This window comes from Ruegeria sp. BG10 (assembly GCF_056538575.1).
Genome location: NZ_JBQFTI010000001.1, coordinates 749,674 through 762,435 on the forward strand (window position 1 = coordinate 749,674; position 12,762 = coordinate 762,435).

The window sequence follows — 12,762 nt, forward strand, 5'->3', positions numbered from 1 at the left end:
GGCGCTTTTGGCCGATATCCAAAAACTATTGACCGATTGGCGCAAGAACAGCCGCAGGGGGATGCCTATTTTCGGCATGTTGTCGGGTCAGCGCCTTCAGGGGATAAGGTCAGAGCCACGCCAAACACCACTTTTACGCAGTTGGCTCCCCGACACGTTCCACCTTCGATCCAGACCGGCCCGGATGGCCTTCGTGTCGCATTGTCCGGCTTCGTCGGTGGTGGAAGGGTACAGCAAGGGAAACAAGCGGACGGCGCCTGATGCGGAACAGTGAACGAACCGGCCTGTCCGACGGGCAGGACTTCATCGTCTTTGACGGGGAATGCGTTCTGTGCTCCGGGTTCTTTCGGTTCATGGTCGCGCGGGACAAGTCACGGCGGTTCAAGTTCGCAACTGCGCAGTCGCCCTTGGGTCAACGTCTTTACAGTGAACTTGGTCTGTCTACGCAGGATTTCGAAACCAATCTTGTCGTCGTCGATGGCAGGGTCTGTCAGCGTCTGGATGCGTTTGCCGCCGCGATTAGGCGTTTGCCTGGCGCCTGGCCGGTTCTTTCGCTGTGCAGGTTCTTGCCCGGATTTGTCAAAGACCCTCTGTATCATGCCATTGCTCGCAACAGATACGCGATATTCGGACGCTCAGCGACCTGTCTGATCCCGGACCCGGCACTGCGCTCGCGTTTCCTGCCCGAGGGGTTTTGATTGGAACCCGATCCTTTTTTGCAGGCGCTGCCAACAACGGCCAGTTTGCCCCCTTCGGTGCAGAACTTGCACAGTCGTCCAGGACTGTACGCCGGGCGGTGCAGCGTCGCCGTGGGTAACGGGCGATTGAAAACCTTGCTGCTGCGCCTAGGGGGCTTTCCACCGGGGGCCGAGGACATTCCGGTGCAGGTCAGAATTGTCCGGGCAGGAAAGGAATGGGTGTGGGAACGCGATTTTGACGGCCACATCACGCAATCGCGGCTGACCTTCGATCACACGCGCGGGTGTGTTCGTGAGCGATTGGGGCGGGTGACCCTGTGGCTGGCGCCGGAATGTTCACGCGGGCGCGTGCTGATCCACATCCGCACCCTCAGCGTTTTTGGACTTCGATGTCCTGCACTCCTGTTGCCGCGGTCATCAACTGCTGAATGGCAGGACGAAAACGGCCTGTTTCGCTTCGATGTCGCGGCGGCCATACCAGGTATTGGAACCTTGATCCGGTATCAGGGATGGCTGGCGCCTGTTCACGCGCAGCCGCTATGTGACTGAATTCATCGTGATCCGGCTTTGTCCGGGTTCATTGTAAACTACGTCCATCCTTACCTCGAAACAGGAAAGAGTATCGTTATGAAAAAGGTTTTGAATTTCGCGGTTTTTGCGGCGCTTGTGCTGAGCACCCCGGCCTCAGCTTACAACGGGCGCATCGGGTATCAGACGGTGGCCCTGAACAACACGGTCTTTGAAGTGATCCCAAGAGGGCGAACAGACGCGGATGGCTACTGGTGCGCCGCCGCCGACTTTGCCCGTAGGTCGCTGGGCGCGGGATGGCAGCAGCCCATTTACGTCGTGCGCGGGTATGGTCCAAGCGAGGCGACCGGGCGCAGGACCGCCGTTCAGTTTTCGATTGCCCCGCCCAAAGGTGTTGCGCAGGACGTCAAGACGGTATCTGTTGGCTTCGTAACAGGGCAAAGCAGAACGGTCCAAAGCGCAAATGGCCTGTGCTACCGCCGCCCGCTTTTTGACGACTAAAGGAGAGTCGCCGCGTTTTGCTGACCGAGTTTATTATTTCGACGCATGGTCCCGGGTTGTACGAGTTTACCTCGGACGTGCGCAACTGGCTCAACTCGGTCGAACGCGACGGTTTGCTGACGTTGTTCGTGCGGCACACATCTTGTTCGTTGCTCATTCAGGAAAATGCCGACCCCGAGGTGCAGACGGATTTGCGCGCATTCTTTGATCGTTTGGTGCCGCCGTCCGATGACCCGTCCATGTCGTATCTGCGGCACATCTATGAAGGGCCGGATGACATGCCCGCCCATATCAAGGCCGCCATTTTGCCCGTATCCCTGTCGATCCCTGTCGCCCTTGGGCAGCCCGTGCTGGGCACGTGGCAAGGCATTTATCTGTTTGAACACCGCGCGGCGCCGCACAGGCGAAAGGTCGCGGCCCATTTCACATGACCCTTTATATTGCGGTGGAAAATTCCGACTACCCAAATCCTAGCGGCTGCCCTATAGTTGTGGATAAGTAAGCCGAAGTGCTTACAAAAAGAGGCCGAACAAGGGACGAGGAGACGGCGGATGCGCTGCCCGTTTTGCGGAAATATCGACACTCAGGTCAAAGATTCACGCCCGGCAGAGGATCACGTCGCGATCCGCAGGCGCCGGTTTTGCCCGGCCTGCGGCGGACGGTTTACCACCTATGAACGCGTCCAGCTGCGCGATCTGGTAGTGATCAAAACCAACGGCAAGCGCGAGGATTTCGACCGCGATAAGCTTGAACGTTCAATCCGCATCTCGATGCAGAAACGACCTATTGATCCGGATCGCATCGACCAGATGATTTCCGGCATCGTGCGACGGCTGGAAAGCATGGGCGAAACCGATATCCCATCCAGCAAGATCGGCGAGATCGTCATGGAAGCTCTGGCGCGGATCGATACCGTGGCCTATGTTCGCTTTGCGAGTGTGTACAAGAATTTCCAGGCGGCCGATGACTTCGAGGAGTTTGTCCACGAACTGCGCCCGCCGCAGCCTTCGACGGACGAGTGAGCGAAACTGATAAGCGATATATGGCGCTGGCCCTGTCACTGGGACAGCGTGGTCAGGGGACTTGTTGGCCCAACCCGTCCGTTGGCTGCGTGATCGTGCGCGACGACCGTATCGTGGGGCGCGGCTGGACCCAGCCCGGCGGCCGACCGCATGGTGAGACGCAGGCACTGGCGCAAGCCCAAGGCGCGGCGCGTGGGGCGACGGCCTATGTCTCGCTGGAGCCGTGCTCGCATCATGGTCAGACGCCACCCTGCGCCGAGGCGCTGATCGAGGCGGGTGTTGCCCGTGTCGTTTCGGCGATCGAAGACAGCGATCCGCGTGTTGCGGGGCAGGGGTTCGCGATGTTGCGCGAGGCCGGGATCGAGGTCACAACCGGTGTTCTGGCCGAACAGGCCGCCCGCGACCACGCGGGCTTTTTCCTGAAAACCGAGCAGGGGCGTCCGTTTGTCACGCTGAAACTGGCCAGCAGTTTCGACGGGCGTATTGCCACAGCCAGCGGTCACAGCCAGTGGATCACCGGACCACAGGCGCGGCGCGCCGTGCATGGAATGCGGGCTCGCCATGACGCGGTCATGATAGGGGCGGGAACCGCACGCGCCGATGATCCGTCGCTGACGGTGCGCGATCTGGGCATCGACGTACAGCCCGTGCGGGTCGTGGTTTCGCGCCATCTGGACATTCCGCTTTTGGGCCAGTTGGCGCGCACCGCCGCCGACATTCCGGTCTGGCTGTGCCACGGCCCATCGCCTGACGCAGAACGCGCGCGGGCGTGGGAAGGGCTGGGCGCGCGGTTGATTCCATGTGCTCTGGACGAACACCAGATCGACGCCGCCGATCTGTTGCAACAACTGGGACATGCAGGGCTGACCCGGGTGTTCTGCGAAGGCGGCTCGGCGCTGGCGGCGTCACTGTTGCGCGAGGACCTTGTGGACGAGTTGGTGGGATTCAGCGCTGGTCTGACGATTGGGGCCGAAGGGCTGCCTGCGGTCGGAACGCTGAGGCTGGACGACCTGAACGCCGCGCCCCGCTTCGAACTGATTGAAAACCGGACCGTTGGGCCGGATGTTCTGCATCGCTGGGCCAGAGCCTTGCGTTAACCGCGACGCCAAAGACTCGCCCGGGACGCAAATATACCCTGCAACTTTGACAGCAACCGAATAGCGGGCCCGCCGCCGCCATCATACCCCTCGGCCAACCGCTGCAACGCAATCTCGACCGGGCAGGGTTGGCCTGTAATCGGGTCCAGATACCTAGGATAATCAATCAGCGCTGCATGGACCAGCCCCAGCAATGACGGCCGCGCGCCACGCCGTGCCGGAACCGTTCCAAGGTCATTCGTCAATCCCCAGCCGGCGTAGAAAGGCGCGCCGAGCGTCGTGACGGAAACGCCTCGCAGCAACGCTTCGAACCCCAGCAGCGATGTCATAGTCCAGACCTCCTGAACCTGCGACAACAACACGGCCGGATCGGTGTCGGTGGCGATGATATCCGCAAACCCGTCGCTTTGGACATCCCCCTCGCGCAGACCGGCCTCGACATCCGGATGAGGTTTGTAGATCAATACCGCGTTTGGATTGGCGTCGCGGGCTGCGCGCAGCAAATCGGTGTTGGTGCGCACCGTTGTGGTCCCCAGAAGGATCGACGCGTCATCTTCGACCTGTCCCGGAACCAGAATGCGATGCCCGGCGGGCAAGTCGGGGGCCGCACCGCCGGTATTGTACTTGCTGATCTGACCGGAAACGATCTGGTCCACCAGTCGCTCGGCCCGCAATTCCTGATCCGGGCGCAGGGTTTCGCGGGCGGCGATCAACTCCTCCAACTGGCTTGGATGCGTCGGATCGTAATAAATGCCCAACTCGTCCGTTGCCAGTGACAGCGGCGGAATCAGGCGGGCGCCAAGCCCACGGGACCGCAGGAAGCCATCCTCGACCCGGACGGCGTGTTCGGCATCGCGTGCGTGGCTGGCCCAAACCATGTGTGGCCGGTCAGAGCCTTTCGACGGGCCCGCCGTGAACCTGACCTTTTTTTGTCGCCCGAACATCTGTTGCAGGTGCTTCCGCTTCCACAACCGCATGCCCGAGGCTGTCCATCCCTTGTAGTCCTGACGCCAGGCACGCGTCTGCGCCTCAAGCGTGTCCAGAATGGTTTCCAGCTCGCACAATTGATCCCGGTAAGGGTCGTACCACGTGGGGTAAAGGATCATGGCCGCGGCGAACAATTGCACCCGTGTCAGATTGCGTTGGCGGCGCGGGATCGGAGTTTCATCCTGCGTAAGCCCCCAGCCAGCATAGAAGGGCTGACCAAACACCCGCGGCTTGTGTCCGGCCAAGATGGCCTCGAACCCCAGTTGCGAGGACAGGGTGTAAACCGCAACCGCGCCTTCCAGCACGGACCAGGGGCTGATCGGGTCGCTCAGAAATGAAACCCGGTCCGACAAGTCCTGCGCCGAGAAATACCCCTGACGGTGCCCTGCAATCGTTTCCGGATGGGTTTTGATGAGGATACGGGCGCCGGGGTTTTCCTCCTGAGCCATGATCAGCATTTCACGGAACCGGGCCGGATCGCCCTTGCTGGCGGTCACGGACGCATCGTCAAGCGCCTGATCAATCACCAGAACATAGCCAGGGTCAGGTGGAGGTGCCGCCGGATCGAAGGCCGAGTACTTGGACAGATGCAGTTCGCGCATTCTGTCGATGGCGTACCGGGCCCGGTTCAAAAGCGCGGTGTCATCCAGCGGGTGAGAGGCGAGCAGGTTTTCAAGATCGGATGGCGTGTCAGGGTCGAAATGCACGCCGCTTCGATCCAGCAGAAGGCCCAAAGGACCTTCTCCGCTTCGCCCCGGATGCAGCGATCGAAGAAATGCGTCCTCGACCCGCAGAACGGGTGCGTTGCGACTGGCCGCGATTTTTCGACCGCGATGGGCAGTGGGGCCGTTCCCCCAGATCCCGACGACGTCGCCGTCTTGGGGCAGGCCAAGGCGAATGTCGAACCCGTTCAGCGACAGGATACGGCGAACGCGACTTTGTGTGAGGAAACCGCCGTTGTAGACAAACAGCCGGGTGCGCTCGGCCCCGGCTGTTGTTTCGGGTTGCATCAGTTGCCCGTCAGCGTGGCGACATTGGCAAGCGGGGTCAGGCCGCCGGCGATCAGCGAGATGGACTTGCTCCACTGTGCATATGGGGCTTCGGTCACATAGATCGTGTCGTCATCGCGGATAACAAAATCCCGCGCAATGAACAGCCCGTTGGGCGCGGTGAGGTTCAGCAGGTAGATCATGCGCTGATCCCCCTGCAGGTCCGCGCGGCCCATGACGCTGCGCGCTATATCCTGCGTTTCTTTCCGCAAGACGAAAATACCCGTCGGATCGGATGACAGCGACTGCAGCCCGCCAACTTGCGCCAAAGCTTCCAGCGCGGACAGGTCCTGAGTGTCAAACGCCACGCGGGATTGGCCCCCGGTTGCGCCAAGGGCCACGTAGGACCGGCTGTCCGCTTCAACCAATATGCGGTCACCGCCGCGCAGGGCAACGTCCAGCTTGGGGTTGCGGAACAGGTCCTCGTACCAGACCGTACCTTTTTCGGTTCCCCTGATCAGGGTCACAAGTGCTATGTCCGAGCCGACAGAAACGCCTCCTGCCTGCGACAGCATACCCGTCAGGGTGCGTGTCGGCCGTTCAATCGGGTAGATGCCGGGCGCGCTGATCGTTCCGGTCAGAGAAACGGTTGATCCATCTCCGGCGACGCGGCGCACTTCGACCTGTGGGTCTGGGGTCTGATCCTGTAACTCGCTGGTGATCAGTTGGCGCAGTTGTTCCGGCGTATTGCCCGCAGCACGGATGCGACCGGCATAGGGCACGAAGATGAACCCTTCGCTGTCCACCTGAACCTGTTCCAGCGCTGTGGCCGAGCTCAGCTCACCGGACAGCAAGCCGTCATCGACATTTTCCCAGATCGTCAGGCCCAGAACGTCACCGGCACGGACCGTGTCTGCGGTCAGGCTTTGCGCGCTGCTGAATACGGATGAAAAACCGAATTGCGGAACCGCCGAAGTGGCCTGCGCCACCCGGTCGTCGACTTCGACAACAAAGGCATTGCCACCGTTTTCAACGGACCCCGCCAGAATCTCGGTTTTGTTGGGGCCTGATTTGGGAAGCTGGCATCCGGCCAACAGGCCGAATGTGACCACAAGGGAAATCCTCCGTATCCATCGGATTGGAAAGCGTTGCACTGCCGGTTGTCCTCAGTCGTATTTGTTGTGGTCTTTTGTTTGTCGCAGGCTAAACGGTTCGCGCGCCGACTTCTAGCATCAACCCGCCGGGCCTACTCAACGATTTTCAACTGTGGCGTCTGCGCCTCTTTGATAGACAGGACGGATTGATAGGGGTCCTGGTGGTTCAGCATCATATCCGCCACGTTCCGGAACAATTGGCGGCGGCCTTTGTGCGAATAGAACCCACCGGGCACCTGGCTGGTTTGCAGAAGAAACCGGCGATAGCACTGATAGGCCTCCTGATCCGGGGGCATTGGGTTCGCGAAAAATTCGGCCAGCGGCTGGCGGGACACAAACTCGGGTTTGTCATAAACGGATTTGCCAAAGATACGCAGCGGGATACCGCGCCACAGAACCTGCTGCCCGGCGGTCGAGTTGATTGTGACAGCCGAATTCGCGTCATCCAGCAGACCGGCAAGCTTGCCGCCCGGGACATAGTGAACCCGATCCGCAATGCCATGCGCGCGGGCCATCTGACGCACGCGGCCGCGCAGGGGTTCGCGATGGTTCTCAAGAGGGTGTTCTTTGATCACCAGCCGATGATGCGCCGGTGCGCCCCGGGCAAATCCCTGGATCACCTGTTCCAGAAAATCGGACATGCAGGAGTAATTCGAATGGGACTGAACCGAACTGTCATGCCCCAATTGCAGCAGCGCCAGATGATATGGATGGCCGCTCCTCTGCGCCCGCGCTGTTGCCCAGCGGCGTTGCAACCGGTGAAATGGCATCAGGGCCAGGCGCTTGAAATACAGTTTGAATTCCTTGGAAACCGGAAGCTCTCGGTGCGGGCGGAAATTGCGGTATTGTCCGTTCAGGAACATCACGAACCAATGGTACAACGCGCCGTAGAAAATATGCTGACGCATATCCCCCCAATGTGACGGCGGCGGTGGCATCTGAGACGCGGACTGATCCAGCGCTTGCCGCATCCGGTCAACGCCCAGAGACATAAGGCGCGAGTTGCCGTTGGATCCGGTGCGTTCATAGGTGACCCACCAGGGGCGCAGATACCCTTCCTCGAATACGTGGACCGAGATGCCCATTGCCTGCGCGATATCAACCGCTTGCGCGTGGACCGGGCGCGTATCACCGTAAAGCACGATATCCGTGACGCTTCGGTCGGCGATGAGCTCGCGCAGCTTTACCGGCCATTGCGTCGGTTCGTCGCGAAAGGGGATATAGCTTGATCTGTCGAACCAGAACGCCTGATCCCCGGCGTTAAAGCCAACGCGCCATATTTCGGCACCGGACGACCGCAGCATCCGTCCCAGCCCGCTGAAGAATGGGCCATGCGGTCCCTGCAGAAACAGGAACACACGGCGTTGCGGGCCTTTGGCAAAGGATGACATCACTGCTGCTCGGGTCGTTTGTTCAGGAAATTATGCCTGTTTGTTCCTTTCCCGGCAAGGTGGGGCTTGCCCGCCGGGCTGCATGGGCTTACCTCGGCGTAGGGCACTGGGCCAGATTAAGAACTAAGGGTTAGCGAGATGTTTACAGGGATCGTCACCGATATCGGCACCATAGCTGAGCTGGATCAGCAGGGCGATCTGCGGGCACGGATCAGGACGGACTATGATACGAACGGCATCGATATCGGCGCCTCAATCGCCAGTGACGGTGTGTGCCTGACCGTGATTGCGCTGGGCGATGACTGGTATGACGTGCAAATCAGCGCCGAGACCGTTTCCAAGACCAATCTGGACAGCTGGCGGCTTGGCAAACGCGTCAATCTGGAACGGGCGCTGAAGGTCGGTGACGAACTGGGCGGGCATATCGTATCGGGTCATGTCGATGGCGTCGCCGAAGTGGTTGCGGTGCAGGACGAAGGCGACAGTACCCGCGTGACCCTGCGCGCGCCCAGGGATCTGGCCCGGTTCATCGCGCCGAAGGGCTCGGTCGCGCTGAACGGCACCTCGCTGACAGTCAACGATGTCAGCGGATGCGACTTCGGGATCAATTTCATCCCGCATACCAAAGAGGTGACCACCTGGGGCGATGTGGCCGTTGGCGATCGGGTTAATCTTGAGATCGACACGCTTGCCCGTTACGTCGCGCGGCTGGCTGAGATGTCATGACCGGCCTAATCAACGTCGCGTCCTGACCTGCCACTGCCGCATGCGGTCTGGTCTTTGAACGTTTGGTAGTCTATCCACCCGTTCAAACATGCTCTGAGAAAGGCTGCCTTATGAGCTTTGAAACCCCCGGACCCGTCGAAGCCGAGCTGCGCGATGCGATCAGTCCGATCGAAGAGATCATCGAAGAGGCGCGCAAAGGCCGGATGTACATTCTTGTCGATCACGAGGATCGAGAGAATGAGGGCGATCTGGTCATCGCGGCCGAATTTGCCGATGCGCAGGCAATCAACTTCATGGCCACCCATGGCCGCGGCCTGATCTGTCTGCCGATGACGGCCGAACGGGTCGACAATCTGGGCTTGCCAATGATGGCCGTCAATAACTCGTCGCGCCATGAAACCGCGTTCACGGTGTCCATCGAGGCACGCGAGGGCGTGTCTACGGGTATCTCAGCCGCTGACCGTGCGTTGACCGTAGCGACTGCGATTAACGAGCAGAACACGATGGCGCATATCGCCACCCCCGGCCATATCTTTCCCCTGCGTGCCAAGCGCGGTGGGGTGCTGGTGCGCGCGGGCCATACTGAGGCCGCGGTGGATATTTCCCGACTGGCCGGACTGAATCCATCCGGCGTGATCTGCGAAATCATGAAGGCTGACGGCACCATGGCGCGTCTGCCTGATCTGGTGGCATTCGCCCAAGAGCACGACATGAAGATCGGCACCATCAGCGACCTGATCGCTTACCGGTCGCGCAATGACAATCTGGTGGTCGAGACTTCGCGGGAAACCGTTACGTCGGAATATGGCGGTGCGTGGGAAATGCGGATTTTTACGGATCAGACGCACGGCATTGAACATGTGGTCATGATCAAGGGCGACATCACCACGCCCGAACCGGTTCTGACCCGCACCCACGCCCTGCACGAAGCGCCGGACATTCTGGGCCTTGGTCCCAAATCGTCGCGCGAGCTGCCCCGCGCGATGGAAAAAATCGCCGAAGAGGGGCGTGGCGTGGTCTGCCTGTTCCGCCAACCGCGAAACTCGCTCTACGCGGCTGAGGACGAAGGCCCGCGCACCATCAAGCAAACCGGTCTGGGCGCGCAGATCCTGTCAAAGATGGGCGTACAGGAGCTGGTACTTCTGACCGACTCGCCGGAAACCGTTTACCTCGGGCTCGACGCCTTTGGCCTGTCCATCGTCGGGACCCGCTCGATTCTCAAGGACGACTGATCGTGGCTGAACAAGACAAACATGGCGTGCTTCCAACGCCGACTTTCGACAAACCGGTCAAACTGCTGATCGTGGTGGCCCCGTTCTATCGCGCCATCGCCGACAATCTGGTTGCTGGCGCAAAAGCCGAGATCGAAGCGGCAGGCGGCACCTGCGAAGTGGCCGAGGTGCCAGGCGCGCTGGAAATCCCGACCGCCATCGCCATGGCCGACCGTCAGTGTAATTTCGACGGCTATGTCGCGCTGGGCTGCGTTATCCGGGGTGAGACCACGCATTACGAAACCGTCTGCAACGACTCCAGCCGCGCCATTCAGCTGATGGGTTTGCAGGGCCTGTGCATCGGCAACGGCATTCTGACCGTCGAAAATGACGATCAGGCCGAAGTCCGCGCAAATCCCGAAAAGATGAATAAAGGCGGCGGCGCGGCCGCTGCGGCCTTGCATCTGATCGCGCTCAGCCGTAAGTGGGGCGCTTCCAAAAAGGGCGTCGGCTTTAAGCCCCCGTCCGAGTCCATCCTTGTGGCGGGCGACAGCAACGGACCCACGACAGCATGACCCAGACAGACGCGCCGAAACCGGCCAACCAGAAACGCCTGATGAAATCCGCCGCCCGGCTTTATGCCGTGCAGGCACTGTTCCAGATGGAGCAGTCGGGCCAGACGACCGAACAGGTTGTGAATGAGTTTCTGGATCACCGTTTTGGCGCTGTCTACGAAGGCGAAGAGATGCTGGACGGCGATATCCGCCTGTTCCGCAAACTGGTCGAGGACGCGGTGAACTATCAGGCGCCGATTGATCAGATGACCGACCGTGCCCTGGTTGCCAAATGGCCGATCGCGCGTATCGACCCGACACTGCGCGCGACCTTCCGCGCCGCCGGTGCGGAACTGACTCAGTCCGACACGCCGCCCAAGGTGGTCATCACCGAGTTCGTCGATGTCGCGCGCGCGTTCTTCCCGGAAGGCAAAGAGCCGAAATTCGTCAACGCCGTGCTGGACCACATGGCGCGCGAGGCCAACCCCGAGGCGTTCTGACGCCTTTACCGCGGACCGGCACGCGCTAGACTGAAGGTCAGAGCGCAAGGAGGCCCGCCATGCCCAAACTGATCCGGCTGTATATCACTCAGGTTGCACTGGGATTTGTCATCTCGGCTGTTTTTGTCGGGGTGTTGCTGGCGCTGAACGTGGCCAACCTGCGGGGTCTGATCACCGGTTCTGATATGGGCCTGATTGCGCTGTTGATGATCTGGTTCATGAACGGAATCGTCTTTGCCGGGGTGCAATTCGCTTATGCCATCATGAGCATGGCAGAAAAGCCGGGCGGCCCGCGCCGCGGCTCGCCCGTCGTGCACAGCTTTGAACCTGCTGTTACCCGTCAGGACGCGCCGAAGGCAAGGTAAAAACCTTTCAGAAAATGTGGCGGGACCGCCAGTCAACCGTGCGGTGTGATTCCCGAGGACCTGTATGTACAGGTGGGCGCCAGGTAATCAGGCCAGGACCTGAACAGAGCCAGCCCCCTCGGAATTGCTTAAGGCCACCAGAATGCTACCTGTCACAAGAAGGGCAGAACCCGCCACGCGCCTAAGTAGGGGTTGCAGCGGGTTTGCACAAGGGGTCAGGCATCAACAGTTTCGTGCAAAGCCGCCCGCATCTTGCCGAAATGCTCGTCCCAGCCCTTGTCCAGCGCCAGGATCATCCCAAAGGCTTCGGCCCCCTGCGGCAGCCCTTCGTGCAGCAATCCCAGTCTGGTCCCGCCCGCAACGGGTTCCAGCGTCCATTTGACCACGCTGACAGCGTCGCCCATCGGCTTCACCGTAAACGTATATTCCAGATATTCCGGCGGCCGGGCAACGCGGACCTCGCCCCAGATCAGAAGGTCGCCGCTGGAGGTCCCGAACATTTCCAGTTTCTGACCGGTGGCCAAAGGGCGTTCAGGTTTGTGAAACCACTCTGCCAGCCGGTCCGGTTGGGTCAGATAGTCCCAGACGGTTTCCGGCTCAGCCCGCAGAAAGATCGTCTTTTGCAGAACAGAATTTGTCATTTCTCATTCCTTTCAATGGTTTCCTTCAGTTTGTTCAGGCGATCATCCCAGAACTGGTCAAAATATCTGAGCCAGTCCAGAACGGGTGCCATACCCTTGGGTTCCAGCCGGTTGATGCGTTCGCGCCCGCGTGGCTCGACCGTGATAAGGCCGCCATCCGACAACACCGTCAGGTGCTTTTTCACCGCCGCGCGGGTCATGTCGAACTGATCCGTCAACTGGGCGATGGTCATGTCCCGGGACGCAAGCATCTGAACGATGTCCCGCCGGGTCGGGTCGGCCAGCGCCCGAAACGCGTTTTGGGTTTGGGTCTGCATAAGTCACCCCGTTTATGATACCGTTTGGTGTTGTAACTAATGCAATACCAAAAGGTATCGTGTCAAGCGCGACGTGACACT

Annotated in this window: 16 protein-coding genes; 11 read left to right on the top strand and 5 right to left on the bottom strand. The window is 60.4% G+C overall.

Annotated elements, in window-relative coordinates; translation table 11 throughout:
- Nucleotides 1–260 precede the first annotated feature (260 nt).
- The 6 genes from ACR0D8_RS03650 (at nt 261) to ribD (ending at nt 3,846) form a co-directional block, all read left to right on the top strand.
- Nucleotides 261–698, top strand: coding sequence for a thiol-disulfide oxidoreductase DCC family protein (locus ACR0D8_RS03650; protein WP_480644674.1), 438 nt, complete (start codon nt 261–263; stop codon nt 696–698).
- Between the two features lie 57 nt (nt 699–755).
- Nucleotides 756–1,247: a DUF4166 domain-containing protein gene (locus ACR0D8_RS03655; protein ID WP_480646352.1), complete on the top strand. Its 492-nt coding sequence runs from the start codon at nt 756–758 to the stop codon at nt 1,245–1,247.
- A gap of 78 nt (nt 1,248–1,325) precedes the next feature.
- A complete protein-coding gene (locus tag ACR0D8_RS03660; RefSeq protein WP_480644675.1) occupies nt 1,326–1,727 on the top strand; it encodes a hypothetical protein in 402 nt (133 codons plus the stop codon).
- Between the two features lie 17 nt (nt 1,728–1,744).
- On the top strand, nt 1,745–2,158 hold the full coding sequence (locus ACR0D8_RS03665; protein ID WP_475159539.1) for a secondary thiamine-phosphate synthase enzyme YjbQ: 414 nt from the start codon (nt 1,745–1,747) through the stop codon (nt 2,156–2,158).
- 120 nt (nt 2,159–2,278) lie between these two features.
- Complete coding sequence (gene nrdR, locus ACR0D8_RS03670; RefSeq protein ID WP_005983889.1) at nt 2,279–2,749, top strand: transcriptional regulator NrdR; 471 nt, start codon at nt 2,279–2,281, stop codon at nt 2,747–2,749.
- The gene (gene ribD, locus ACR0D8_RS03675; RefSeq protein ID WP_480644676.1) at nt 2,746–3,846 is read left to right on the top strand and encodes a bifunctional diaminohydroxyphosphoribosylaminopyrimidine deaminase/5-amino-6-(5-phosphoribosylamino)uracil reductase RibD; all 1,101 of its coding nucleotides are present in this window, start codon (nt 2,746–2,748) and stop codon (nt 3,844–3,846) included. Before nrdR ends, ribD begins: the two co-directional genes overlap by 4 nt.
- Here ribD and ACR0D8_RS03680 read toward each other — a convergent pair.
- The 3 genes from ACR0D8_RS03680 to ACR0D8_RS03690 form a co-directional block, all read right to left on the bottom strand.
- Nucleotides 3,843–5,843, bottom strand: coding sequence for a capsular polysaccharide biosynthesis protein (locus tag ACR0D8_RS03680; RefSeq protein ID WP_480644677.1), 2,001 nt, complete (start codon nt 5,841–5,843; stop codon nt 3,843–3,845). The two genes, ribD and ACR0D8_RS03680, sit on opposite strands and share 4 nt — an antisense overlap.
- Nucleotides 5,843–6,976 carry a polysaccharide biosynthesis/export family protein gene (locus ACR0D8_RS03685; protein WP_475159547.1) on the bottom strand — a complete coding sequence of 378 codons (1,134 nt, stop codon included), beginning with the start codon at nt 6,974–6,976 and terminating at the stop codon, nt 5,843–5,845. The genes ACR0D8_RS03680 and ACR0D8_RS03685 overlap by 1 nt, the downstream gene beginning before the upstream one ends.
- A gap of 92 nt (nt 6,977–7,068) precedes the next feature.
- Nucleotides 7,069–8,367 carry a capsule biosynthesis protein gene (locus ACR0D8_RS03690; protein ID WP_480644678.1) on the bottom strand — a complete coding sequence of 433 codons (1,299 nt, stop codon included), beginning with the start codon at nt 8,365–8,367 and terminating at the stop codon, nt 7,069–7,071.
- Nucleotides 8,368–8,505: 138 nt separating this feature from the next.
- Between ACR0D8_RS03690 and ACR0D8_RS03695 the strand changes: the two genes are divergently transcribed.
- From ACR0D8_RS03695 to ACR0D8_RS03715, 5 genes are all read left to right on the top strand, one after another.
- Nucleotides 8,506–9,093 (top strand): riboflavin synthase, encoded by a 588-nt coding sequence (locus tag ACR0D8_RS03695; RefSeq protein WP_480644679.1) that lies wholly within the window; start codon nt 8,506–8,508, stop codon nt 9,091–9,093.
- A 110-nt stretch (nt 9,094–9,203) separates the two neighbouring features.
- Entirely contained in the window at nt 9,204–10,325 is a 1,122-nt protein-coding gene (ribB, locus tag ACR0D8_RS03700) for a 3,4-dihydroxy-2-butanone-4-phosphate synthase (RefSeq protein ID WP_480644681.1), read from the top strand.
- Nucleotides 10,326–10,327: 2 nt separating this feature from the next.
- Nucleotides 10,328–10,879 carry a 6,7-dimethyl-8-ribityllumazine synthase gene (locus ACR0D8_RS03705; RefSeq protein WP_480644682.1) on the top strand — a complete coding sequence of 184 codons (552 nt, stop codon included), beginning with the start codon at nt 10,328–10,330 and terminating at the stop codon, nt 10,877–10,879.
- Nucleotides 10,876–11,358 carry a transcription antitermination factor NusB gene (gene nusB, locus ACR0D8_RS03710; protein WP_480644684.1) on the top strand — a complete coding sequence of 161 codons (483 nt, stop codon included), beginning with the start codon at nt 10,876–10,878 and terminating at the stop codon, nt 11,356–11,358. The genes ACR0D8_RS03705 and nusB overlap by 4 nt, the downstream gene beginning before the upstream one ends.
- A gap of 59 nt (nt 11,359–11,417) precedes the next feature.
- The gene (locus ACR0D8_RS03715) at nt 11,418–11,723 is read left to right on the top strand and encodes a hypothetical protein (RefSeq protein ID WP_480644685.1); all 306 of its coding nucleotides are present in this window, start codon (nt 11,418–11,420) and stop codon (nt 11,721–11,723) included.
- Nucleotides 11,724–11,938: 215 nt separating this feature from the next.
- Here ACR0D8_RS03715 and ACR0D8_RS03720 read toward each other — a convergent pair whose 3' ends face one another.
- Both ACR0D8_RS03720 and ACR0D8_RS03725 read right to left on the bottom strand, forming a co-directional pair.
- Nucleotides 11,939–12,364, bottom strand: a complete 426-nt coding sequence (locus tag ACR0D8_RS03720; RefSeq protein ID WP_475159561.1) for an SRPBCC family protein — start codon at nt 12,362–12,364, stop codon at nt 11,939–11,941.
- Entirely contained in the window at nt 12,361–12,681 is a 321-nt protein-coding gene (locus tag ACR0D8_RS03725; RefSeq protein ID WP_480644686.1) for an ArsR/SmtB family transcription factor, read from the bottom strand. The genes ACR0D8_RS03720 and ACR0D8_RS03725 overlap by 4 nt, the downstream gene beginning before the upstream one ends.
- Between the last annotated feature and the right edge of the window lie 81 nt (nt 12,682–12,762).